Source organism: Roseateles sp. P5_E1, from assembly GCF_054049335.1.
In genome coordinates this window covers 35981-58944 of sequence record NZ_JBFUMN010000014.1, presented here as the reverse complement: position 1 = coordinate 58944, position 22964 = coordinate 35981, and the positions used below count along the sequence as shown (strand labels likewise).

General features: G+C 68.0%; 18 protein-coding genes and 1 riboswitch. Of the genes, 8 read left to right on the top strand and 10 right to left on the bottom strand.

The features are described 5' to 3' along the window. Window positions 1–64 precede the first annotated feature (64 nt). The 7 genes from ACXJKJ_RS14060 to ACXJKJ_RS14030 form a co-directional block, all read right to left on the bottom strand. Entirely contained in the window at window positions 65–1948 is a 1884-nt protein-coding gene (locus ACXJKJ_RS14060; RefSeq protein WP_056192339.1) for a potassium transporter Kup, read from the bottom strand. 149 nt (window positions 1949–2097) lie between these two features. Then, window positions 2098–4098, bottom strand: coding sequence for a M13 family metallopeptidase (locus tag ACXJKJ_RS14055; protein ID WP_457390548.1), 2001 nt, complete (start codon window positions 4096–4098; stop codon window positions 2098–2100). Between the two features lie 68 nt (window positions 4099–4166). Beyond that, on the bottom strand, window positions 4167–5432 hold the full coding sequence (gene gshA / locus ACXJKJ_RS14050; protein WP_457390547.1) for a glutamate--cysteine ligase: 1266 nt from the start codon (window positions 5430–5432) through the stop codon (window positions 4167–4169). A 208-nt stretch (window positions 5433–5640) separates the two neighbouring features. Beyond that, window positions 5641–6786 carry a GGDEF domain-containing protein gene (locus tag ACXJKJ_RS14045; protein ID WP_457390546.1) on the bottom strand — a complete coding sequence of 382 codons (1146 nt, stop codon included), beginning with the start codon at window positions 6784–6786 and terminating at the stop codon, window positions 5641–5643. Window positions 6787–6874: 88 nt separating this feature from the next. Beyond that, a complete protein-coding gene (amt, locus tag ACXJKJ_RS14040; RefSeq protein WP_457320170.1) occupies window positions 6875–8389 on the bottom strand; it encodes an ammonium transporter in 1515 nt (504 codons plus the stop codon). A gap of 35 nt (window positions 8390–8424) precedes the next feature. Further along, window positions 8425–8763: a P-II family nitrogen regulator gene (gene glnK, locus ACXJKJ_RS14035; RefSeq protein WP_056192325.1), complete on the bottom strand. Its 339-nt coding sequence runs from the start codon at window positions 8761–8763 to the stop codon at window positions 8425–8427. Between the two features lie 15 nt (window positions 8764–8778). Then, window positions 8779–9516, bottom strand: coding sequence for a TorF family putative porin (locus ACXJKJ_RS14030; RefSeq protein WP_056192317.1), 738 nt, complete (start codon window positions 9514–9516; stop codon window positions 8779–8781). Between the two features lie 326 nt (window positions 9517–9842). Here ACXJKJ_RS14030 and ACXJKJ_RS14025 point away from each other — a divergent pair, with 326 nt between their 5' ends. Genes ACXJKJ_RS14025 through ACXJKJ_RS14010 form a run of 4 tightly spaced genes read left to right on the top strand, consistent with a single transcriptional unit; the run spans window position 9843 to window position 15668 of the window. Continuing rightward, a complete protein-coding gene (locus tag ACXJKJ_RS14025; protein WP_457390545.1) occupies window positions 9843–11357 on the top strand; it encodes a YifB family Mg chelatase-like AAA ATPase in 1515 nt (504 codons plus the stop codon). Between the two features lie 2 nt (window positions 11358–11359). Then, the gene (locus ACXJKJ_RS14020) at window positions 11360–12340 is read left to right on the top strand and encodes an ABC transporter substrate-binding protein (protein WP_457390544.1); all 981 of its coding nucleotides are present in this window, start codon (window positions 11360–11362) and stop codon (window positions 12338–12340) included. A gap of 8 nt (window positions 12341–12348) precedes the next feature. After that, on the top strand, window positions 12349–13311 hold the full coding sequence (locus tag ACXJKJ_RS14015) for an ABC transporter substrate-binding protein (RefSeq protein ID WP_457390543.1): 963 nt from the start codon (window positions 12349–12351) through the stop codon (window positions 13309–13311). 11 nt (window positions 13312–13322) lie between these two features. Continuing rightward, entirely contained in the window at window positions 13323–15668 is a 2346-nt protein-coding gene (locus ACXJKJ_RS14010; RefSeq protein WP_457390542.1) for a diguanylate cyclase domain-containing protein, read from the top strand. A 14-nt stretch (window positions 15669–15682) separates the two neighbouring features. Here ACXJKJ_RS14010 and ACXJKJ_RS14005 read toward each other — a convergent pair whose 3' ends face one another. The 3 genes from ACXJKJ_RS14005 to metH form a co-directional block, all read right to left on the bottom strand. Continuing rightward, a complete protein-coding gene (locus ACXJKJ_RS14005) occupies window positions 15683–16132 on the bottom strand; it encodes a glycine zipper 2TM domain-containing protein (RefSeq protein ID WP_457390541.1) in 450 nt (149 codons plus the stop codon). A 44-nt stretch (window positions 16133–16176) separates the two neighbouring features. Then, window positions 16177–16746, bottom strand: a complete 570-nt coding sequence (locus tag ACXJKJ_RS14000) for a glycine zipper 2TM domain-containing protein (RefSeq protein WP_056192176.1) — start codon at window positions 16744–16746, stop codon at window positions 16177–16179. A gap of 94 nt (window positions 16747–16840) precedes the next feature. Further along, the gene (gene metH, locus ACXJKJ_RS13995; RefSeq protein ID WP_457390540.1) at window positions 16841–19534 is read right to left on the bottom strand and encodes a methionine synthase; all 2694 of its coding nucleotides are present in this window, start codon (window positions 19532–19534) and stop codon (window positions 16841–16843) included. 19 nt (window positions 19535–19553) lie between these two features. Beyond that, window positions 19554–19624: riboswitch (S-adenosyl-L-homocysteine riboswitch) on the bottom strand. An 83-nt stretch (window positions 19625–19707) separates the two neighbouring features. Here metH and ACXJKJ_RS13990 point away from each other — a divergent pair. From ACXJKJ_RS13990 to ACXJKJ_RS13975, 4 genes are all read left to right on the top strand, one after another. Next, window positions 19708–20910 carry an HD-GYP domain-containing protein gene (locus ACXJKJ_RS13990; protein ID WP_457390539.1) on the top strand — a complete coding sequence of 401 codons (1203 nt, stop codon included), beginning with the start codon at window positions 19708–19710 and terminating at the stop codon, window positions 20908–20910. A 101-nt stretch (window positions 20911–21011) separates the two neighbouring features. Then, window positions 21012–21401, top strand: a complete 390-nt coding sequence (locus ACXJKJ_RS13985) for a GntR family transcriptional regulator (RefSeq protein WP_457390538.1) — start codon at window positions 21012–21014, stop codon at window positions 21399–21401. After that, on the top strand, window positions 21398–22291 hold the full coding sequence (locus ACXJKJ_RS13980; RefSeq protein ID WP_457390537.1) for an ABC transporter ATP-binding protein: 894 nt from the start codon (window positions 21398–21400) through the stop codon (window positions 22289–22291). Before ACXJKJ_RS13985 ends, ACXJKJ_RS13980 begins: the two co-directional genes overlap by 4 nt. Next, window positions 22288–22956 (top strand): hypothetical protein, encoded by a 669-nt coding sequence (locus ACXJKJ_RS13975; RefSeq protein ID WP_457390536.1) that lies wholly within the window; start codon window positions 22288–22290, stop codon window positions 22954–22956. The genes ACXJKJ_RS13980 and ACXJKJ_RS13975 overlap by 4 nt, the downstream gene beginning before the upstream one ends. Window positions 22957–22964: the final 8 nt, after the last annotated feature.

Here is a 22964-nt window from a genome sequence, read left to right as displayed (position 1 = left end):
CGGCTCTGCCGGGCCACTGGCAGTGCCCCCTTGAGGGGGCGCGCGAAGCGCGTAGGGGGTGGGCCTATATCTCGACCTTGCTGCCCAGCTCGACGATGCGGTTGGTTGGCAGGTGCAAGAAGTCGGCCGCCGCGGCCGCGTTGCGGTGCATGCTGGCGAACAGCTTCTCGCGCCACAGCGCCATGCCCGAGCCGATGGTCGGGATGACGATGTCGCGGCTCAGGAAGTAGCTGGTCTCCATCTCGTCGAGCTGCACGCCATGCTTCTTCAGCAGGGCCAGGGCCTCGGGCACGTCGGGCTCGTTCTTGAAGCCGAAGTGCAGGGCCACCTGCCAGCAGCAGTGCCCCAGGGCCTCAACCTCGCAGCGCTTCTCGAAGCCGACCCAGGGCACCTCATGGTGCTTGACGGTGACGAAGACGTTCTGCTCGTGCAGCACCTTGTTGTGCTTGAGGTTGTGCAGCAGCGCGTTGGGCGTGGAGCCCTTCTCGGACGACAGGAAGACGGCCGTACCGGCCACGCGGGTCGGCGGGTTGATGAAGACGGCGTCGAGGAAGGTGTCCAGCTCGATGGCGTCCTCGCGCAGCTTGTCGGACAGCTGCTTGCGGCCCTGCTTCCAGGTCAGCATCAGCGTGAACATGCCGATACCGATCAAGAGCGGGAACCAACCGCCGGCGGCAACCTTGAGCAGGTTGGACGCGAGGAAGGTGACGTCGATGAGGAAGAAGATGCCCGTGGCCGCGATGCACAGCGCCAGCGGGTATTTCCAGCCGTAGCGGATGACGAAGAAGGTCATCACCGTGGTGATCGTCATGTCGATGGTGACGGCCACGCCGTAGGCCCCGGCCAGCTTGGTGGACGAGCCGAAGAAGACGACGGCCAGGATCACCAGGCTGAACAGGCCCCAGTTGATGAAGGGCACGTAGATCTGGCCGATGTCGCGCACGCTGGTGTGCAGCACGCGCAGCCGCGGCAGGATGCCGAGCTGGATGGCCTGCTTGGTGACCGAGAAGGCCGCCGTGATCAGGGCCTGCGACGCAACGATGGCCGCGCCAGTGGCAAGCAGGAAGAGGGGGATCTCGGCCCAGCCGGGTGCCAGCAGGAAGAAAGGGTTCTTCACGCCTTCGGGGTTGTCCAGCAGCATGGCGCCCTGGCCGAAATAGTTGATCACCAGGGCCGGCATGACGACGCCATACCAGGCGATGCGTATGGGCTTCTTGCCGAAATGGCCCAGGTCGGCATAGAGAGCCTCGCCGCCCGTGACGACGAGCACGACGGCGCCCAGGGCGACAAAGGCGACCCAGCGGTATTCGAGGCAGAAGTGCAGCGCATAGACGGGATTGACGGCCGCCAGCACGCGCGGGTTCTCGAAGATGTGCGGCAGGCCCAGGGCCACCAGCGTCAGGAACCACAGCATCATGATGGGCCCGAAGGCCTTGCCGATGCCGCCGGTGCCAAAGCGCTGCACGGCGAACAGGCCGACCATGACGATCAGCGTGATCGGCAGGATGGCGTCGTGCAGATGCGGCTCATAGACGTCGATGCCCTCGACGGCGCCCAGCACCGTCATGGCCGGCGTGATGACGGCGTCGCCAAAGAAGATGGCCGTGCCGAACAGGCCGACCAGCATCAGCGTGCGGCGCAGCGGCGGCTTGTCGTTCACGGCATTGGTGGCCAGCGCCAGCATGGCGATGAGGCCGCCCTCACCGTTGTTGTCGGCGCGCAGGATCAGCAGCACATACTTGATCGAAACGACGACGGTCAGCGTCCAGAACAGCAGGGACAGCACGCCAAGGATGTTCTCGGGCGTCGTGCTGACATGACCGCCATGGAAGACTTCTTTGAGGGCATACAGCGGGCTGGTGCCGATGTCGCCATAGACCACTCCGAGGGCCCCGAGGGTCAGACCCGCCAGCGCCGAGGGGCTGCGGGCCGCATGAGAAGAACTCACTTCGCGAAGRCCACTGGCTTGAGCAGTGGCTTTTGTTGTTCGAAAGAGGGGATTCTGCGCCCGGTTTTGGGTTTTTGTGCAGCGCAGCAAAACCATGGTTCCGAGGCTTGACGCCTGCCCCTCTGCAGGCGTAAGCGCGGGCGACCCTCTCACCAGATGCGGATGCGCGCCTCCGCGGGCTTGAACATCCCGTCGCCGGCCTGGGTCTTGAAGGCCTCGTGGAAGCCGTCGTGGTTGACGGCGGCGCCATTGGCGCGGAATTCCGCCGGCGAATGCGGGTCGGCCGTCAGCTGCTGCAGGCGGCGCGGCTCGCGCATCTTCTCCCGCCAGGCCTGCGACCAACCCATGAAGAAGCGCTGCGGGCCGGTCAGGCCGTCGATGACCGGGGCCGGCTTGCCGCCCAGCGAGCGCAGATAGGCCTTGTAGGCGATCTGCAGGCCGGACAGGTCGGCCATGTTCTCGCCCAGCGTCAGCTTGCCGTTCACATGCTTGCCCGCAATGGGCTCGTAGGCGGCGTACTGGGCCACCAGGCGCTCGCCGACCTTCTCGAAAGCCTGGCGGTCGGCATCGGTCCACCAGTTGGCCAGCGCCCCGTCGCCGTCGAACTGGCTGCCCTCGTCGTCGAAGCCATGGCTGATCTCGTGGCCGATGACGGCCCCGATGGCGCCGTAGTTGACCGCGTCGTCGGCGCGGGTGTTGTACAGCGGCGGCTGCAGCACGGCGGCCGGGAAGACGATCTCGTTGAAGGTCGGGTTGTAGTAGGCGTTGACGGTCTGGGGCGTCATGCCCCATTCGCGCTTGTCGACCGGCTTACCGGCCTTGGCCACCTGGCGCTGCCATTCGAACTGCGCGGCGCGCTGGCGGTTGCCCAGCGGATCTCCCACCTTCACGTCCAGCGCGGCATAACTGCGCCAGACATCGGGGTAGCCGATCTTGACCAGGTATTTGGAGAGCTTGTCCTTGGCCTTGGCCTTGGTGGCGGGCGTCATCCAGCCCAGGCCGTCGATGGACTCGCCATAGGCGGCCATCAGGTTGTTGACCAGCTTGAGCATGCGGGCCTTGTCGGCGGCCTGGAAGTTGCGCTTCACATAGGCTTCGCCGACCGCCTCGCCCAGCGCGTTGTTCAGGTCGGTCACGGCCTGCTGCCAGCGTGGCTGCTCGGTCTTGGCGCCGCTGAGCGCCGTGCCGCGGAAGGTGAAGCGGGCCTCGCGGAAGGCCTGGGGCAGCACGTCGGCCCGGCCATCCAGCGCACGCAGCACCAGGTAGGCACGCAGGTCGTCGAGGGGCGCCTCGGCCAGCAGCTTGGCGGCGGCAGCGGCGTAGCTGGGCTGGGCCACGATGACGCGGTCCGGTGACGGCACGGATGCGGCGGCCAGCAATGCCGTCCAGTCCAGGCCCGGTAGCTTGGTGGCCAGTTCGGCCGGCGTCATGGGGTTGTAGATCTTCTGCGGGTCGCGGTTGTCCTCCGCCGGCCACTGCGCTTCGGCCAGGCGCTGTTCGACGGCGTAGGCGCGCGCCGCAGCGCCCTCGGGCAGGCCGGCAGCGCTGGCCAGCGTCTGCAAATACGCCTGGTAGGCCGTGCGGGCCGCCGCCATGCGGGCGTCGTCCTTCAGGTAGTAGTCGCGGTTCGGCAGGCCCAGGCCGGTCTGGTTCAGCGTCAGGCGGTTGATGCCGGGCTGCTTGAAGTCGGCATCGACGACCATCGTCAGCGGCTGGTCGATGACGCCGTTCTGGCGCCCCAGCCAGGCGGCGAGCTGCTGGCGGGTCTGGAGGGCGGCAATGCCGTCCAGCACGGGCTTCATCGGCGCGAGGCCGGCCTTGTCGATGGCCGCCGTGTCCATGAAGCTGGCGTAGTAGGCGCCGATCTTGTGCTCCGCCGAACCAGGCTTGGCCTGGGCCAGTCCCTCGACGAGGGCGCGCACGCGCTGGTCGGACAGGTCGCGCAGCTGGGCCACCATGCCGAAGGAGGACTTGTCCGCCGGGATCTCGGTGGTGGACAGCCAGTGGCCATTGCCGGCACGGAACAGGTCGTCCTGCGGGCGCACGGTGCGGTCGATGCCGGCGAGGTCGAGGCCGGAATGCGGCGCGGCACCGGCAGGGCCGGCCAACTGAAGGGACAGAACGAGGGCGGCGAGGCGGTAGATCTTCATCTGGGGCAGCGGTTTGCGCGAAACCGCCAGCCTAGATCAAAGGCCGCGCCCTGCCGAAAGTTGCCCGCTCAGGCGGCTTCCGCCTCCGCCTGCGGATCGGTCGCCTCCAGCTCATAGCTGGCCGCCAGCATGGCCAGCCTGCCGATGACGCCGTACATGTAGAAGCGATTGGGAGCGCTCGCTCCAGGCTTCTCGCCGGGGCGGGGCAGATGAGGTGAGTCGGCGAAGGCCAGCGGCACATAGCTGGCGCCCGGGGCATTGAGGCTCTCGTCGATGCCGCGGTGAGCATGCACGCGGTAGTAACCACCAACGACGTAGCGGTCCATCATGTAGACGACCGGCTCGGCCACGGCCTCGTGCACGCGCTCGTGCGTGGGCACGCCCTCCTGCACGATGACCTCCTGGCCCAGGTTCTCGGGCAGCGCTGCAGCCAGGCCCTCGATGTCCTTGGCGTCGCGCACGGTCATGACGCTCTTGCCGTAGCTGCCCACATCGCTCTTGATGATGACGAAGGGCTTCTCGTTGATGCCGTATTCCTTGTACTTGCGGCGCACCTTGGTCAGTTGGGCGTCGGCCGCCGTCTGCAGCGCCTCCAGGCCCTTCTTGCCGTGCAGGTCGACGCTGCTGGACATGGGCGTGATCAGCCAGGGGTCCATGCCCAGCAGCTTGCCGAAGCGCTTGGCCACTTCCTCGTAGGCGCGGAAATGCTGGCTCTTGCGCCGCACCGTCCAGCCGGCGTGCAGCGGCGGCAGCAGGTATTGCTCATGCAAGCCCATCAGCTGCGGCGGCGTGCCGGCGGAGAGGTCGTTGTTGAGCAGGATGGTGCAGGGGTCGAAGCCCTTGAGCATCAGCCGGCCACGCTTGCGCACCAGGGGCTCGACGACCAGGGTCTCGCCGTTTTGCATGCGCAGCTCGGTGGGCTCGGTGACGCTGGTGTCCAGCGTGCCGAAGCGCACGTTCAGGCCGGCCTGCGTGAAGATGCGGGCCAGCGTGGCGAGGTTGTCCAGGTAGAAGCTGCACTGCGCGCCGGTCTCGGGAATGACCAGCAGGTTGCGCGCCTCGGGGCAGATCTTCTCGATGGCCGCCATGGCGGCCTGCACGGCCTGGGGCAGCATCTGGGCCGTGAGGTGGTTGAAGCCGCCAGGGAAAAGGTTGGTGTCGACCGGCGCCAGCTTGAAGCCGGCATTGCGCAGGTCCACCGAGGCGTAGAAGGTCGGCGTGTGCTCCATCCATTCCAGCCTGAACCAGCGTTCCGTGGCCGGCATGGATTCCAGGATGCGGGCCTCCAGCTCATTGATGGGGCCGTTGAGGGCGGTGATCAGATGGGGAACCATGGCCGAATGATCTCAGAAGCTGTGAATGGACTCTGCGCGGCCGAGCAGACCGCCGCAGCGTCGCCAATCAAGGCGCAAAACGCCGCCGTAGCTGGGGGCTACGGCAAGTTTTGCAACGCCGAGTGGCGGCGTTGCGGCGAGATGAGCGGGCGTGCGGTGTTCGTTTGCAGCTTCTGCAGGTCGACCCACCTGGGGGCGACCGGACGGATCACAAGACGCCGCCCGCGCAGGAGGTGCGCCCGCGCCCGGCGTGCTTGGCCCGGTAGAGCTCATCGTCGGCCCGCTTGATGGCAGCGGCCAGGGCCTCGCCGGGCTGGACGCGCACGGCGCCGGCACTGAAGTCGACGACGAAGCCCAGGCTCGCCTCACAGCGTCGCGTCAGTGCCATGTGCAGGCGCGAGTCCAACCGGCCGAAGGCCTCGGGCTCGCAGTGCTGCAGCAGCAGGCAGAACTCCTCGCCGCCGTAGCGGCCGACCAGGTCGCTGGCGCGCAGTTCGCCGCGCAGCACCTCGCCGGCCAGCTTGAGCACCTCATCGCCGACCGGGTGGCCGCGTTCGTCGTTGACGCGCTTGAAATGATCCAGGTCCAGCATCATCAGCACGGGAGCCGCCTCTCTCGTGGCGCCGATCCCCAGCGCCCGGCCGGCGCGGTTCATCCATTCGCGGCGGTTCAGCAGGCCGGTCAACGTGTCCAGCGAGGCCAGCCGCACCAGGGCCTGCTCGGCCGCGTCACGATGAGCCAGCAAAAAGCCCATGGTGCCGAGCACGAGGCTGGCGTTGAGCAGCATCATCGAGCCGATGTTGAGCGGATTGGGCGTGAGAAAGCGCGGATAGATCTCGGGCCAGCCCAGCGCCAGGCAGCCGCGGGCCAGCGTCATCGCGCCGTTGGCCAGCGCAGCGCCGCCGCACAACCAGCGCCAGCGCATGCCGCCCGCGCCGCGCAKCAGCRGCACGCTGGCCCAGATGATCTGGGCGCCGATGGTCAGGTTGGTCAGGCCGGTGGCGACGCCGAGGTCGCTGAAGACCAGGGCATGCACGACGCCCAGCCCCAGCGGCGCACCCAGCAGCCAGCGCCGTGAGGCCCTCAACCCCAGGAAACGACAGGCCGTGATCACCGTGGCCGAGGCCGACCCGCTCAGCGCCATGACCCCGAGCGTCGCCAGCAGGCGCGGTGCGCCAAAGGTGGCGCCAATCAACAGGCCGAAGCCGAATGCCTGGCCGAGGAGCATGAACTGCCAGGCCTGCAAGCCGCTGCGGGTGCGCAGCCCAACGCCGACGGCCAGCGCCAGGCTCATCAACAGCGCGTTGACCAGCACCGCCCCGAGGAGGGTGATGACATCCATACGGGCCAGCATAACGGCGGGTCCGCAGGGGCCAAGAAAAAGCCGCCCCGAGGGGCGGCCTGGCGTGAAAGAGGGGCCGGCTTGGCGCCGGTCCCCGGGATCACTTGTGGTAGGCCGTCTCGCCGTGCGACGAGATGTCCAGACCTTCGCGCTCTTCCTCTTCGGTGACGCGCAGGCCGATGGTCATATCGACCAGCTTGTAGGCGATCAGCGAGACGATGCCCGACCAGACGATGGTGATGCCGACGGCCTTGGCCTGGATCCAGAACTGCGCGCCGATCGAGAAGTCGGCCGGCGTGATCATGGTCGCCGTGACCCAGTCACCCATGGCGCTGGGGCCACCCAGGTTGGGCGAGGCGAACACGCCGGTCAGCAGGGCGCCGACGATACCGCCGACACCGTGCACGCCGAAGACGTCCAGCGAGTCGTCCGCACCCAGCAGCTTCTTCAGGCCCGACACACCCCACAGGCAGGCGAAGCCGGCGACGATGCCGATGACGAGGCCGCCACCGATACCGACGTTGCCGGCAGCCGGCGTGATGGCCACGAGGCCGGCGACGGCACCCGAGGCAGCACCCAGCATCGAGGCCTTGCCCTTGAGCAGCGCTTCACCCACGCACCAGGCCAGCACGGCGGCAGCCGTGGCAGCGAAGGTGTTGATGAAGGCCAGAGCCGCGAAGCCGTTGGCTTCCAGTGCCGAGCCGGCGTTGAAGCCGAACCAGCCCACCCACAGCAGCGAGGCACCGACCATGGTCAGCGTCAGGCTGTGCGGCGTGAACTGCTCCTTGCCGTAGCCGACGCGCTTGCCGATCATGAAGGCACCCACCAGGCCCGCAACGGCGGCGTTGATGTGCACCACCGTGCCGCCGGCGAAGTCCAGCGCACCCATCTGCCAGATATAGCCGGCCTTGGCGTTCATCGCATCGGCGACTTCCTTGGCGGAGTAGGCGTCCGGGCCCATCCAGAACCAGACCATGTGGGCGATCGGCAGGTAGCTGAACGTGAACCACAGCGTCAGGAAGGCCAGGGCTGCCGAGAACTTGATGCGCTCGGCGAAGGCGCCAATGATCAGGCAGGCGGTGATGCCGGCGAAGGTGGCCTGGAAGACGGCGAACACCATCTCGTACATCGGCACACCCTTGCTGAAGGTGCCGCCGGTGGCGAAGGTGCCTGCGACGTTGTCCCAGATGCCCTTCATGAAGAGGCGATCCGTGCCACCGATGAAGGCATTGCCCTCGGTGAACGCGAAGCTGTAGCCGTACAGCACCCACAGCACGACGATCAGCGAGAAGCCGACCATGACCTGCATCAGCACCGACAGCATGTTCTTGCTGCGCACCAGGCCGCCGTAGAAGAGGGCCAGGCCCGGCACCGTCATCATGATGACGAGCAGCGTGGACAGCAGCATCCAGGCAGTGTCGCCCTTGTTGGGCACGGCAGCGGCCGGGGCAGAGGCTGCATCAGCCGGCGCGGAGGCGGCAGCATCGGCCGCGGAAGCTGCGGGAGCAGCCGTGGCCGCCACGGCGGCGGCAGGCGCCGAAGCAGCTTCCTGGGCCCAGGCGGCCGGCGCCAGCAGGCCGGCGGCAAGCGCAAGGCCGGCGAGGAGTTTCTTCATTTGAGTGATCTCCAAACGGTTGTTATGGACGCGCTTCAGAGCGCGTCGTTGCCGGTTTCGCCGGTGCGGATGCGTACGACCTGATCCAGCGGCGACACGAAAATCTTGCCGTCACCGATCTTGCCGGTGCGGGCGGAGGACTCGATGGCCTCGATGACGCGCTCGACGACGTCGTCGTTCACGGCGGCCTCGATCTTGACCTTGGGCAGGAAGTCGACGACGTAYTCSGCGCCGCGGTACAGCTCGGTGTGGCCCTTCTGGCGCCCGAAGCCYTTGACTTCGGTGACCGTCAGCCCCTGCACGCCGATGGCGCTCAGGGCCTCACGCACCTCGTCGAGCTTGAAGGGCTTGATGACGGCAGTGATCAATTTCATGTCGCTCTCCAGTAATCAGAAGGTCTTCTTCAGGCCGACAACCAGCATGGTCTTGCCCATGAACTTGCCGTTGGCGGGACTGGCGTAGAAGCTCTTGTCGGCATCGGTACCGATCACGGCGCCGCTAAGCACTAGGCCGGAGAAGTCCTTGGCCAGCGTCAGCGAGTAGTCGGAGTAGGAGCCGGCGGGCACGTGGCGCATCGTCTGATGGCCGATGTGCGGCGTCAGCGTCATGCCATCGCCCAGGTCGAAATTGGCCGACACGTCGAAGTAGCCGCTGTACTTGGTGCCCGGCACGCCGAACAGGTTGGTGCCGTTGGTGTTGGAGTACTTCGCCGTCACGGGGCCGTAGCTGAGTGCGCCGTAGATTTCGAAGGTGTTGGCGCTGGTGGACAGCTTGTTGCTGGGGTAGTAGTACTGCAGCACGCCGACGTCCAGCGTCAGGCCCGTGGCGACTTCGGTCTTGTAGCCACCGTACAGGTCGACCTCGACCTGGCCGTCGCCGCCCGCGTCCTTGATCCACTTGATCGTCGACGCCCAGGCGCCGACGTAGAAACCGCTCGGCGCGGCGTAGTCCAGGCCGCCTTGCAGGGCCGGCTTCAGGCGCGACTGGGAAATGCCGCGGTAGCGGTATTCGCTGACGACGCCGACGTTGAACGACAACGGGTCCGGCGCCGGCGCCGGCTCATCGGCAAACGCAGGCAGAGCGGCCGCGGCCAGTGCCAGAACGAGCAGCGAAGGGGACAACTTCATGGCGGGGAGCTCCTGAGTAAAAAAGTGGGGGGGTTTCGATCCGGCGGGGTATTTGCAGCTTCCGTGCCAAGCGTCACACCTTGTCACCCCGCACGAATCTGGGCGGGTCGCGCCCCCAAGTCAGGCATTTGCACCAAATTGGATCTTCGTGCGGTTTGGATGGCACTTATACGGTGCATTCCTGGGAGAAGCACCGGGCCGATCTGCGACGGACCGGCGGCTAGACTGGCCCGCCGGCTCAGGAGCCGCACTGATGCCGGGATCGTCCGCCCCCGGCACGATCAATGCAGCCGCCAGCGTCAACTACCCCCGCCAGCCGACCTTCAATGAGTCTCGCCACCGTCTACAGCCGCGCTCTCGATGGCCTCGCCGCCGCGCCGGTCACCGTGGAAGTCCATCTGGCCAACGGCCTGCCGTCGTTCACGGTCGTCGGGCTCGCAGACACCGAGGTCAAGGAAGCCCGCGAGCGCGTGCGCGCGGCGCTGCAGAACAGCGGGCTGTCATTCCCAGCGAACAAGCGCATCACGGTGAACCTGGCCCCGGCCGACCTGCCCAAGGAAGGCGGCCGATTTGATTTGCCGATGGCACTGGGCCTGCTCGCCGCGAACGGCCAGATCGATGCCGCCAGGCTCGCGCGTTTCGAGTGTGCGGGCGAACTGTCGCTGGCCGGCGAGGTGCGCGCAGTGCGCGGCGCCCTGGCCATGGCCCTGGCGCTGCGCCAGGACGGTGGCGAGCGAGAACTGCTGCTCCCCGAGGCCAGCGCCGCCGAGGCGGCCCTCGTCGACGGCCTGGTGGTGCGGCAGGCCCGCCATCTTCTTGACGTGGTGGCGGCCCTGCAGCCCGACGGCGAAGCCCTGCCGCGCGCCATCGCCCTGACCCGCGAGGCCGCACGCGGCCTGCCCGATCTCGCCGACATCAAGGGCCAGGCCGGCCCCAAGCGGGCGCTGGAGATCGCCGCGGCGGGCGGCCACAGCCTGCTGATGGTCGGTCCGCCCGGCACCGGCAAGTCCATGCTGGCGCAACGCCTGTCCGCGCTGCTGCCGGCGCTGGATGACGAGGCTGCGCTGGAATCCGCCGCCGTGCTCAGCCTGGCTGGCCAGTTCGACATTGCGCGCTGGGGGCTGCGCCCGCTGCGCTCGCCCCACCACTCGGCGTCGAGCGTGGCGCTGGTGGGCGGCGGCTCACCGCCCCGGCCGGGCGAAATCTCGCTGGCCCAGCACGGCGTGCTCTTCCTGGATGAATTGCCCGAATTCCCCCGCGCCGCGCTGGAAGCCCTGCGCGAGCCGCTGGAGACCGGTCGCATCCTGATCTCGCGCGCCGCCCGCCAGGCCGAATTCCCGGCGCGCTTCCAGCTCGTCGCCGCGATGAACCCCTGCCCCTGTGGTCATCTGGGCAGTCCCCTGAAAGCCTGCCGCTGCTCGCCGGACCAGGTCTCACGCTACCAGGGCCGGCTCAGCGGCCCCTTCCTCGATCGGCTCGACCTGCTCATCGAAGTGGCTGCCGTGCCGCCGCGCGACCTGCAGGACCTGGCCCCGGGCGAGCCCAGCGCCGTCGTCGCGGAACGGGTCGCCGCAGCGCGTGAGCGGGCCGTGGCGCGCCAGGGCGTGGCCAACGCCCAGCTGCAGGCCCAGGACCTGGCCGAACATGCGGTGCTGGAGCCCGCAGCCAAGGCTTTGCTGGAGCGCTCGGCCGAGCGCCTGGGCTGGTCGGCACGCAGCTTTCACCGCGTGCTGCGCGTGGCCCGCACGGTGGCCGATCTGGCGGGAGCGGCGGCGATTGGCAGCGCCCATGTCGCCGAAGCCATCCAGCTCCGCCGGGGGCTGCCCGGGCAGGCGGGCTGACCATGCGCCGCCGCATCGGGCTGGCGCTCGGGCTGGCCACCGCGCTGCTGCTGGCGGCGATCGCGGTGCCGTCGCAGGCCGCGACGATCAGCATTGCCGTGCCCAGCGGCCCGGTCGCCCTGCCGCTGCTGGTCGCCATCGAGCAGCACCTGTTCCAGGCCGAGGGGCTGGACGTCGTACGCATTCCCTGCAACAGCGGCAAAGCCTGCCTGGCCGCGCTGCGCTCTGGCGTCGCCGAAGTCGCCGCGGGCGCCGAATTTGCCGTCGCGATGACGGCTGCGCAGACACCGGCCGTCACCATCCTGGCGTCCATCGGCGAGTCGACCGCTCAGATCAAGCTCATCGCCAGCCGGCGCGCCGGCGTGCGCGAGAGCCGGGACATGGCCGGCAAGCGCATCGCCACGGTGGCGGGCACCTCGGCCGAGTACTTCCTGGACCGCTGGCTCACCTATCAAGGCATCGACCCCGACCGCGTCAAGCTGAGCTTCGCCGAGCCCGGCGCGTTGGGCGATCTCGTGCAGCAGGGCAAGGCCGCCGCGGCGGTCGTGTGGGAGCCGGAGGCGGCCCGCATCGAGGAGCGGCTTGGCGCCGATGCGGTCCGCCTGCCTTCGGCCCATGTCTACACCCAGCACTTCTGCATCGTGGCCCAGGCCCGCGCAGTCGACCGGGACCGGCCGCGTTTCGAGAAAGTCCTGCGTGCCCTGCTGCGGGCCCAGCGCTTCATCGCCGAATCGCCCAACGAGGCCCAGGCCATCCTGGCGGCCAACCTGAAGGTCAGCGCCGCCGTGGCGCAGCGCCTGATGGCCGAGCAGGACTACCGGCTCGCCCTGCATACCTCGCTGCCGGCGACGATGCTCAGCCAGATCCGCTGGCAACTGGGCCAGGACGGCAAGGCGACGGAACCGGTCCCTTCCATGCAGCAGCTGATCGACGCCCGCCCGCTGCAGTCACTCGCCCCGGGCTCGGTCACGCTCACACGATGAGGTTCGCCTTGAACGCACGACGCCTGCTGGCATTGCTGGTGGCATGGCTGGCAGGTACCGTCACCGCGGCGCCGCTGACCGTGGCGGTGTCCCGGTCGCCGCATTCGCTGCCGGTGCTGGTGGCCCTGTCCGAGGGGCTGTTCGAGGCCGAAGGCCTGACGGTCAAGGCCATCGAGGCGCCCAGCGGCCGCCGCTGCCTGAAGTTGATGGCCGAAGGCCAGGCCGACCTCGGCACGGCCGCCGACACCGCCATCGCCTTCGAATCCTTCGAACGCACCGATTTCTCCGTCATCGCGACCTTCTCCAGCACATCCAGCGACGTCGAACTGGTCACCCGCCGCAGCGCGGGCATCAAGGCCGCCCGCGACCTCGTCGGCAAGCGCGTCGGCGTCGTCAAAGGCACCTCGGCCCAATACTTCCTGGACACCTTCCTGCTCAACAACGATGTCGACCCCAAGAACGTCCTGCAGGTCGCCATCCAGCCCGAGGGCGCGCTGGACGCCATGGCCGCCGGCCAGGTGGATGCGGTGGCCGTCTTCCAGCCCTTTGCCTATGCGGCGGCGCACAGCCCGCGCGTGGACGGTGTCGTGCTGAGCGAATCCGGGGACTACAAGCAGACCTTCAACCTCGTGGTCCAGACGAGCGTCCTGAAGGCGCGGCGGCCCGACCTGGAGCGCTTCCTCAAGGCCATCCACCGCGCCAACGAATTCATCCGCGCCCAGCCACGCCGGGCCGAGGCCATCTTCGTGAACCGGCTGGGCGTCGAGCCCGGCTTTGCGCGCTGGTCGATGCAGCGCACCCACGCCGAGCTGTCCCTGGACGAGGCCTTGCTGCGCACCCTGCAGTCGCAGGCGAACTGGGCGGTGCGGGAGGGCTATGCCACCGGCAGAAAGCCTGCCGATTACCGCACCCTGGTCGACGCCGCGCCGCTGCGTGCCGTGCTGCCCAACGCCGTCGGCCTGCCTCGCTGACCTGCACCACCATGAAGATCCGCTCCCTCTTCATTGCCGCTGGGGCCGTCGCCGCGCTGGTGGGCACGTCGGCCATCGTCGCGATGTGGACGGCCACCCGGCTGGAAGGCCGCGCGGAAGCCCAGCAGCAACGAGCGCAGCAGGTGGCGCGCGACGTGGCGGGCCTGGTCGGCGCGACCTACGTGTTCCAGCGTGAGCGCGACGAGCTCTCGGTCTCGGAGTGGAAGAGCTGGCACGCCAACATCGTGCGTGACCTGGCAGGCGCCGATCTTCAGGGATCAGCGCATGCCGAAGTCGAATTGCTGAGAGACGCGGCCGGCCGGCTGCCTGCTCTCTTTGAGCGCGCGCTGAAGACGGCAGCCGCGCCAGACAGCGACTTCCAGCGCCGCCGCCACGACCAGGCCTTCGAGCTGCTGCTCGGCGACACCCAAGCCATGGCGGACGCGGCCTTCCGCTGGTCACGCAACGCTGGCGACGCGCGCAGGCTCGCGGAGGACGTGCACGAGCAGGTCACCATGGCCGCGGTGGTCGCCTTCAGCATGCTGCTGGTCGTGCTGGCCAGTGTTGGCGTGCGCCGCGTGCTGCGGCCGCTGGCCCTGCTCACGCAGGCCACCGAGGCCCTCGAGCGCGGCGAGCAGGTGCCGTTGTTCGGCAGCACGGCCCGAGACGAGCTCGGCACCCTCAAGCGCCGCTTTGACGCCATGACCATCGCCCTGCAGCGCCGCACGGGCGAGCTGCGCGAAGCCGAGCAACGCATGCGCGCCGTTGCGGACAACGTCCCCGTGCTCATCACCGAGTTCGATGCCGGCGCCCGCATCGTGTTCGCCAATGCAACGGCCGGGCGGGTCTACGGCGTGCCGGCCGAAGCGCTTGTCGGCAAGCATGTCAGCGACGTGCGCGGCGAGGACGGGGCGCGGCAACTGCAACCCCACATCGAGGCTGTGCTGCAGGGCCAGTCCGTCGAGTTTGACAGCACGCAGGTACTGCCCGGGGCGCAGCGGCATTTCCATCAACTCTATGTACCCAGGCGCGACGCGTTCGACACGGTGGTGGGCTTTTATTCGGTGTCGATGGACATCACCGAACGCAAGGCCGCCGAGCTGGCCGTCCAGGCTTCGGAACATCGGCTGAAGGACATCACGGACAACATCCCCGTTGTGGTCTCGCACTTCGACAAGGACCTGCGCGCGGACTTTGGCAACCTTGCCGCCGAGCGCGTGCTGCGGCGCCCCATCTCCGAGCTGCTGGGGCAGACCTTCCGCGAGATCCGGGGAGACGCGGTGTGGGAGATCGCCAAGCCCCATATCGACGCCGTGATGCAAGGGCAGCCCCGCCAGTTCGAATCCTTCGTGACCCATGGCGATGGCACCCTGTACTTCGCGCAACGCTATGTGCCCGACGTCGATGCGGCCGGCCAGGTCCAGGGCTTCTATTCCGTCTCCTTCGACATCACGGAACGTCGCCAAGCCGAGGCGAAGCTGGCCGAAAGCGAGAAACGGTTGCGTGACATCGCCGACAACCTGCCGGTGATGATTTCCTATATCGACAAGGACCAGCGCCTGCTGTTCCTGAACGAGACCTTCAGCAAGTGGACAGGCCTGGATCACCGCACTACCGTCGGCAAGACCGTGGCGGAGGCCGTGCCGGCGGCGCTGTACGAACAGCGCCGCGAGCACCTGGCGCGGGCACTTGGCGGCGAGCGTGTCGAGTTCCATGTCGAATCCACGGCGGCCGGCGCGGCCCGCTCGCTGCACAACCTCTACCTGCCCGACATCGCCGAGGACGGCTCAGTCCGCGGCCTCTATGCGCTCAGCACGGACGTGACCGAACGCCGGCAGCTCGAGCGCCAGCTTGCCGAGCTGGCCCGCACTGACGCGCTGACCGGGCTGCCCAACCGCTACAGCTTCAACGAGCAGCTGGCCGCGGTGATCAAGCGGGCCCACCGGGCGCAGAGCTTCACGGCGCTGCTGTTCCTCGACATCGACCGGTTCAAGCTCATCAACGACAGCCATGGCCACGGTGTCGGCGACGAGGTGCTGTGCGAGTTTGCGCGGCGGCTGCTGCAGCTGGTCAGGGGCACCGACTTTGTCGGCCGGCTGGCGGGTGATGAATTCGTCGTCGTGCTGGAAGGCCTGCACGCAGCCGCCGAAGCGGAGATCGTCGCCGGCAAGATCATCACGGCCATCAACCGGCCGTTTGCGACATCGGTCGGCGAACTGTCGATAGCGACGAGTATCGGTATCGCCGTTCACCCGCGCGACGAACTCGGCGGCGAGGAACTGCTCGGCCGAGCCGATCAGGCGCTGTATCTCGCCAAGGGCGCAGGGCGCAACCAGTACCGGTTGCACGCGTCGTAGCGGGGGCCTCCTCGTCAGGGCCTGACGAGCTGGCCGTCTTTCTCGCGCACGGTGTCACCGGCTCTCAGCATGGGATCGGCGCCGAGTTCGACGCTGCGCATACGGCCATGGCGATCGACGACCTGCGCGACCCAGACGGTGGACTTCTTGGCGTTCTTCTCGACCTCGTTGCCGGCATAGCCGCCGGCCGCGGCACCACCGACGGTCGCCAGCTTCTTGCCGGTGCCGCCACCCACCTGGTTGCCCAGCAGGCCGCCAATGACGGCACCACCCACGACACCCAGGCCGCTGCCCTTGCCTTTGCGGGTCTCGCTGTGGATTTCCTGCACCCACAAGCAGCCGTCACAGAGCGCGTTGCGCTGGGCCTGTGTCGGGATGGACAGCACCGGGGCGGGGTTGTCCTCGGCACGCACGGCAGTGGACAGGGTGGCCGCCAGGGCCGCGGTGGCAATCAGCAACTTCATCGCATCACTCCTTGGAACCCGCCCTGCCCTGGCTTCGCGTCGCGTCAGGCGCGCACGAAGCCGTTCTCGGTCAGCCTGACCTCATCGCCGACGCGCAGGCCCGGGTCGGCGCTGCGCTCGAAGCGGCGCAGACGGCCATCACGCTCGCGCACCTGCACGATCCAGACGTTGTAGCTCTTCTGGTTCTTCTCGATCTCGTTGCCGGCATAACCGCCACCCACGGCGCCCGCCACGGTGGCGAGCTTCTTGCCGTTGCCGCCACCCACCATATTGCCCAGCAGGCCGCCGACGACGGCGCCGCCCACGGCACCGACGCCGCTGCCCTTGCCACGGCGCGCCTCGGTATGCACGTCGGTCACGCGGCCGCAGCTGTCGCACAGCGCGGGCGGGGCCTGGGTTTCAACCACGGGCGCCGGCTGGGCCTGGCGTACCGGGTCGGCACTGGCCAGCCGTTGCGGTGCGGCGGTGGTCTGCTGCTGTGTCGTCGCGGCAATCGGCTCACTGGTGACCGTCTGCGACCGGCCCACTGCATAGGCGCCACCGAGCAGCGCCAGCACGACGGCGACGCCGGCGACGATCTGCGTGGACTTGACGGAATTCATGGGGGTCGACATGGGGCCTCCGATGTGGTTGGTATGACCCGAAGCATGCCGCCCCTACAGCGGCCCTCCCTGTAGGACGAAACCGCTTCAGGCCCAGGGTGTCGACCTAGCCCAACAGCGGCGCCAGCGCGCGGCGCGCCTCGGTCTCGTCCAAGCCACAGCGCACGGCCCAGTCGGCGAGCTGGTCGTCGCCGATGCGGCCGACATTGAAGTACGCCGCGTCCGGGTGGGCCAGGTAGAAGCCGCTGACGCTGGCCGCCGGCGTCATTGCCATGCTGTCGGTCAGGCCCATGCCGATCTCGTCGGGCGCGAGCACGCGAAACAGGTCGCGCTTGGAGAGGTGATCGGGGCAGGCCGGATAGCCGGGCGCGGGGCGGATGCCTTCGTACTTCTCGGCCACGAGCTCTGCATTGCTCAGCGACTCGGCCGGCGCATAGGCCCAGAACTCACGCCTCACGCGCTCGTGCAGCCACTCGGCGGCGGCCTCGGCCAGGCGGTCGGCCAGGGCCTTGAGCATGATGGCCGAGTAGTCGTCATGCGTCGCGAGGAAGTCCGCCTCCTTCTTGTCGACGCCCAGGCCCGCGGTGACGGCGAACATGCCGACGTGGTCGCCCTCTTCCGCAACGAAATCGGACAGGCAGCGGTTGGGTCGCTTCACGCCTTCGACGACCGGCCGCTCGGACTGCATGCGCAGGCCGCGCCAGGTCATGGGCGGCTCACTGCGGATCTCGATGTCGTCGTCGTTGATGCGCGCCGCCGGGTAAAGGCCGAACACCGCGTGCGCCTGCAGCCAGCGGCCGTCGATGATCTTCTTCAGCATTCCTTTAGCGTCGGCGAACACCTTGCGCGCTTCCGTGCCAACCACTGCGTCATCGAGGATGGCCGGATAGGGGCCAGCGAGGTCCCAGGTCTGGAAATAAGGCCCCCAGTCGATGTAGCGGGCCAGCTCGGCAAGATCGAGGTTCCTCAGCACGCGCCGGCCAGTGAACTTCGGGGCGGGCGCGACCCGGCTCAGGTCCAGCACGGCCTTGTTGGCGCGCGCCTGCGCCAGAGTGACCAGCGGCGTCTGCTTCTTGCTGGCGTGCAGTTGACGCGTCTTCTCGATGTCGGCCTTCAACTCGGCGATGTAGGCCGCGGCGCGGTCATCGCTGAGCAGTTCGGTGCACACGCCCACGGCGCGCGACGCATCGGGCACGTAGACCACCGGGCCGTCGTAGTGCGGCGAGATCTTCACGGCCGTGTGCACGCGGCTCGTCGTCGCGCCACCGATCAGCAGCGGCATGTGGCGACTGCTGAAGTACTCGTCGCGCTGCATCTCGGCCGCGACGTGCTGCATCTCTTCCAGGCTCGGCGTGATGAGGCCGGACAGGCCGATGATGTCCGCGCCCTCTTCCTTGGCTTTCTTGAGGATGTCCTGGGCTGGCACCATGACGCCCATGTTGACGACCTCATAGTTGTTGCACTGCAGGACCACCGTGACGATGTTCTTGCCGATGTCGTGCACGTCGCCCTTGACGGTGGCGATGACGATCTTGCCCTTGGGCTTGGCATCGCCGCCGCCTTCGATGAGCAGGCGCTTTTCTTCCTCGATGTAGGGCAGCAGGTGGGCCACGGCCTGCTTCATCACGCGCGCGCWCTTCACCACCTGCGGCAGGAACATCTTGCCCKSGCCGAACAGGTCACCGACGACATTCATACCGGCCATCAACGGACCTTCGATGACGTGCAGCGGCCGGCCACCACCGGCCAGGATGGCCTGCCAGGCTTCCTCGGTGTCTTCGGTGATGAAGTCGGTGATGCCATGCACCAGCGCGTGCGACAGCCGCTGGTTGACGTCGCCCGCGCGCCAGGCCAGGCGGGCCGAGTCGTCCTTGCCGGCGCTCTTGGCGCGATCGGCAATCTCGATGAGGCGCTCACCGGCGTCCGCACGGCGGTTCAGCACCACGTCTTCGACGCGCTCGCGCAGCTCGGCGTCGAGGTCGTCGTAAACGCCCACCATGCCGGCGTTGACGATGCCCATGTCCATGCCCGCCTGGATGGCGTGGTACAGGAAGACGGTGTGGATGGCCTCGCGCACCGGCTCGTTGCCGCGGAAGCTGAAAGACACGTTGGACACGCCGCCCGACACCTTGGCGCCGGGCAGGTTCTGCTTGATCCAGCGCGTGGCTTCGATGAAGTCCACGGCGTAGTTGTCATGCTCCTCGATGCCGGTCGCGATGGCGAAGATGTTGGGGTCGAAGATGATGTCCTCGGGCGGGAAGTCCACCTCGTCGACGAGGAAGCGGTAGGCCCGCTCGCAGATCTCCGTCTTGCGCGCGAAGGTGTCGGCCTGGCCTTTCTCGTCGAAGGCCATCACGACCGCGGCCGCACCGAAGCGCCTCACCAGCTTGGCCTGGCGCTTGAACTCAGCCTCGCCTTCCTTCAGGCTGATGGAGTTGACGATGCCCTTGCCCTGGATGCACTTCAGGCCGGCCTCGATGACGCTCCATTTGGACGAGTCGATCATGATCGGCACGCGCGCAATCTCGGGCTCGCCGGCGATCAGGTTCAGGAAGCGCACCATGGCCGCCTGGCTGTCCAGCATGGCCTCGTCCATGTTGATGTCGATGACCTGGGCGCCGTTCTCGACCTGCTGGCGCGCCACGGCCAGCGCCTGCTCGAACTGGCCGGCCAGGATCATGCGGGCAAAGGCCTTGGAACCGGTGACGTTGGTGCGCTCGCCGATGTTGACGAACAGGCTGCCGGCGTCGATGGCGACGGGCTCGAGGCCGGAGAGTTTCAGTGCAGGCGGGGTGGTCATCGATGAGGCTCAGGCAGAGGATCGATGAGCGCCGTTTCAACAAATCCGAGCCTGGCAGGCAAGAAACCCGTCGCAGCGCTCCTCGGATGGCCGGGAATTCTACGCAGCCACCCCTTCGCCAACGCTCAAGATTGGCTTGCGCAAGCCGAAGGCCGTTGAGAATGCCTCAATCCATGGCCTCTGACCTCATCCCTCTACCGAGCCGCACGCTGCGGCTGGGCATGACCCTGCCCTACGACCTGTTCGACGCCAGCGGCAAGCTGCTGTTCGCGCGTGGCCAGGTGCTGCGCGACTCGCCGCTGGTGCGCAGCCTGGTCGACGGCGGCGCCTGGGTGAACTCATCGGACACGATGGAGTACCAGCGCGCGCTGGCCCATCGCCTGGACACCATGGTCATGCAGGACGTGCCGCTGTCCGACATCGTCAAGGCCGACGGCAGTTTCCGGCTCGACACCCTGGCGCCGACCAAGGTGGAACTCGGCCCGCGCGAGACCTGGTCCAACCTGCTGCTGCACACCCACAGCCTGCTGCGCGAGGCCGATCCGGTTGATTTCACCGCCCGGCTGGCCGCGCTGCGCGACACCGCATTGAAGCGCCTGCACGCCCACCCTGACGCGACCCTGATGCTGCTGATCTTCGAGAGCAGCCAGGAATTCGGCGACTACAGCGCCCGCCACGCGCTGCTGACGCTGCTGCTCTGCGACCTGGTCGCCCAGCAGATGCAACTGGCACCGGAACTGCGCAGCGCGCTGCAGGGCGCTGCGCTGACGATGAACTACGGCGCCGGCCCGGCCCATGACCGGCTGGCCAACCAGCTCGACGCCGCCACGCCCGCCCAGCGCCAGGCCCTGGCGGCCCACGGCGACCGCGCCGCGCAACGCCTGGCCCAGGTCGGCGTCGCCGATCCGGTCTGGCTGACTGCCGTACGCCTGCATCACGAAGCCGGCCCAGGCCCGCTGGCCGGCCGCAGCGATGGCGAGAGGCTGGCCCGGCTGTTGCGCCGCATCGACCTCTTCGGCGCGCGGCTGTCGCCCCGCCGCAGCCGCCAGGCCATGAGCGGTGCCGCGGCAGCGCGGGCCGTCTTCCTGGATGAATTCGGCCAGCCCGACGAAGCCGGCGCAGCGTTGATCAAGACCGTGGGTCTGTACCCGCCGGGCAGCATCGTGCGCCTCGCCAATGGGGAGGTGGGCATCGTGTTCAAGCGCGGCTTCAGCGCCAATGAGCCGCTGGTGGCCGCGCTGATCGGCAAGAGCGGCAGCCCACTGAGCAACCCCGTGCCGCGTGACACGCGGCTCCCCGCCCAGGCTATCTCGGCAAGCCTGGCACCTGCGGAATTCAAGCTGCGCGTGAATCTTGAGGCCCTGCTGAAACTCTAAGCGGCGGTTGATTTCGCCCGGCAAGAGCGGCCCGCGGGCCGCTCTTTGCATTCCGCCGCTTGCGTTCGCCGGATTGTGCATATATTCTGTGTATACACATTATGCACAGCAACCTCTTCATCTCGCAGACCGATGCGAGGCCGATGTACCTGCAGATCGTCGAGCAGATCCGCCAGCGCGTGGCCGCCGGGGACTGGCCGGCGGGGCAGGAACTGCCGTCCATCCGCGCGCTGGCGGCGGACCTGCGGGTCAGTGTCATCACCGTCAAGCGTGCCTACCTGGACCTGGAATCCGAGGGCGTCATCGTCACCCGCCATGGCAAGGGTTCCTTCGTGGCCGATGCGCAAGGGCTGGCCAAGGACATGCGCTTGGCCCAGCTCGACACCCACCTCGCCGCGGCCGGCGAGATTGCCAGGTCGCTGGCCATGCCCGAGCCCGAATTGATCGACCGACTGCGCAGCGCGCTGAACAACCAGGAGCCCGAAGCATGAGCGCCAAGGCAATAGAGATGACCGGCGTGCGCAAGGCGTTCCGCTTCTTCACGCTGGAGAACGTGTCCCTCGACCTCGAACAGGGCCAGATCATGGGTCTCGTCGGCCCGAACGGCGCCGGCAAGAGCACCACCATCCGGCTGCTGATGGGCCTGCTGACGCCCGACGCCGGCAGCATCCGACTGCTCGGCCATGACATGCCAAGCCAGCAGGCCGCCGCCAAGGCCGACGTCGGTTTCGTCAGCGACGACATGAAGCTGCTGCCGCAGGCCACACTCGCCTGGCATATGGACTTCGTCGCGTCCCTCTACCCCGGCTGGGACGCAACCTACGCCGCCACGCTGTTGAAGCGCTTCGGCCTGCATGGGGGGCAGATGGCCAAGAGCCTGTCCACGGGCGAGCAGGCCAAGGCCCTGCTGCTGCTGGCGCTCGCGCGGCGCCCACGCCTGCTGGTGCTGGACGAGCCCACGTCGGGCATGGACCCGGTGGCCCGCCAGGAGCTGCTGACCGAGTTCATGGACGTGCTGCGCGACGACAGCCGCTCCATCCTGTTCTCGTCGCACAACACGGTGGATGTGGAGCGCATCTCCGACCGCATCACCTTCATCGACCGTGGCCGCGTCGTCGCGTCGAACAACAAGGAGGACTTCCTCGAGCGTTGGCGCACGCTGCGCCTGCGGCTCCCGCACGGGATTCCTGATTGGCGGCTGCCGGAGATCGTCCACCGCGACGCGGACGGCCCCAACGTCACCTTGACGGTCGACGGCTTCAGCGACGACTTCCTCGCCCGCCTCGGCGAGCCTGTGCAGGAGGTGCACCGCATGAGCCTGGAAGAAGTCTTCGTCGCCACCGTCATGCACAGCCGGCAAGCGCTGGAGGCACGGCCATGAACCTGCTTACCCGCAAGCTCGTCGCCAAGGAGCTGTACCTCTACCGCTGGCTGCTGGTCGGCGCCACCGCTGCCGGCTTTGCCGGGCTGCTGACCGCGGCCAGCGGCGAGGTGGGCTTCAACGTCGGCTTCATCGTCTGGCTGACGGCGATCATTGCGTTGGGCGTCATGCTGGCGCTGTTCGGAGTCGCCTCCGAGCGCAAGGACCGTTCGCTGCTGTTCGTGCTGAGCCTGCCGCTGTCGCCAGGCGACTATGTGCGCGCCAAGCTGCTGGGCCTGCTCGTGTGCTTCCTGCTGCCCTGGGCGCTGCTGAGCGCAGGCGCGCTGGCGTTGATCCTGGTCATGCCGGGCATCGCCGACGGGCTGCTGCCCTACGCCGTGCTGCTGTGCGTCTTCCTGCTGCTGAACTTCGCGCTGGTGCTGTGCGCCGCGCTGAACATCAGCTCCGAGGCGGGCATGGGCGGCGTCATCATCCTCACGAACATGTCGGTCTCGCTCTTCATGATGGGCGTCGGCCGCATTCCCGCGATGGGGCAGCACATGCAGGGCGCCTCCCCCGTCTGGAACGCCACGTTCTGGCAGCTCGTCGCCGCCGAACTGGCCCTGACCCTCCTCGCCCTGTCCCTGCCCCTGTTCAGCGCCGCACGTCGGCGCGACTTCCTCTAGGGAAACAC

Bases quoted from the DNA above. Each gene is read 5' to 3' on its own strand.
- ACXJKJ_RS14055 (WP_457390548.1), bottom strand. From the start codon at position 4,098: ATGAAGATCTACCGCCTCGCCGCCCTCGTTCTGTCCCTTCAGTTGGCC.
- gshA (WP_457390547.1), bottom strand. From the start codon at position 5,432: ATGGTTCCCCATCTGATCACCGCCCTCAACGGCCCCATCAATGAGCTG.
- amt (WP_457320170.1), bottom strand. From the start codon at position 8,389: ATGAAGAAACTCCTCGCCGGCCTTGCGCTTGCCGCCGGCCTGCTGGCG.
- ACXJKJ_RS14030 (WP_056192317.1), bottom strand. From the start codon at position 9,516: ATGAAGTTGTCCCCTTCGCTGCTCGTTCTGGCACTGGCCGCGGCCGCT.
- ACXJKJ_RS14025 (WP_457390545.1), top strand. From the start codon at position 9,843: ATGAGTCTCGCCACCGTCTACAGCCGCGCTCTCGATGGCCTCGCCGCC.
- ACXJKJ_RS14020 (WP_457390544.1), top strand. From the start codon at position 11,360: ATGCGCCGCCGCATCGGGCTGGCGCTCGGGCTGGCCACCGCGCTGCTG.
- ACXJKJ_RS14010 (WP_457390542.1), top strand. From the start codon at position 13,323: ATGAAGATCCGCTCCCTCTTCATTGCCGCTGGGGCCGTCGCCGCGCTG.
- ACXJKJ_RS14005 (WP_457390541.1), bottom strand. From the start codon at position 16,132: ATGAAGTTGCTGATTGCCACCGCGGCCCTGGCGGCCACCCTGTCCACT.
- ACXJKJ_RS14000 (WP_056192176.1), bottom strand. From the start codon at position 16,746: ATGTCGACCCCCATGAATTCCGTCAAGTCCACGCAGATCGTCGCCGGC.
- ACXJKJ_RS13990 (WP_457390539.1), top strand. From the start codon at position 19,708: ATGGCCTCTGACCTCATCCCTCTACCGAGCCGCACGCTGCGGCTGGGC.
- ACXJKJ_RS13985 (WP_457390538.1), top strand. From the start codon at position 21,012: ATGCACAGCAACCTCTTCATCTCGCAGACCGATGCGAGGCCGATGTAC.
- ACXJKJ_RS13980 (WP_457390537.1), top strand. From the start codon at position 21,398: ATGAGCGCCAAGGCAATAGAGATGACCGGCGTGCGCAAGGCGTTCCGC.
- ACXJKJ_RS13975 (WP_457390536.1), top strand. From the start codon at position 22,288: ATGAACCTGCTTACCCGCAAGCTCGTCGCCAAGGAGCTGTACCTCTAC.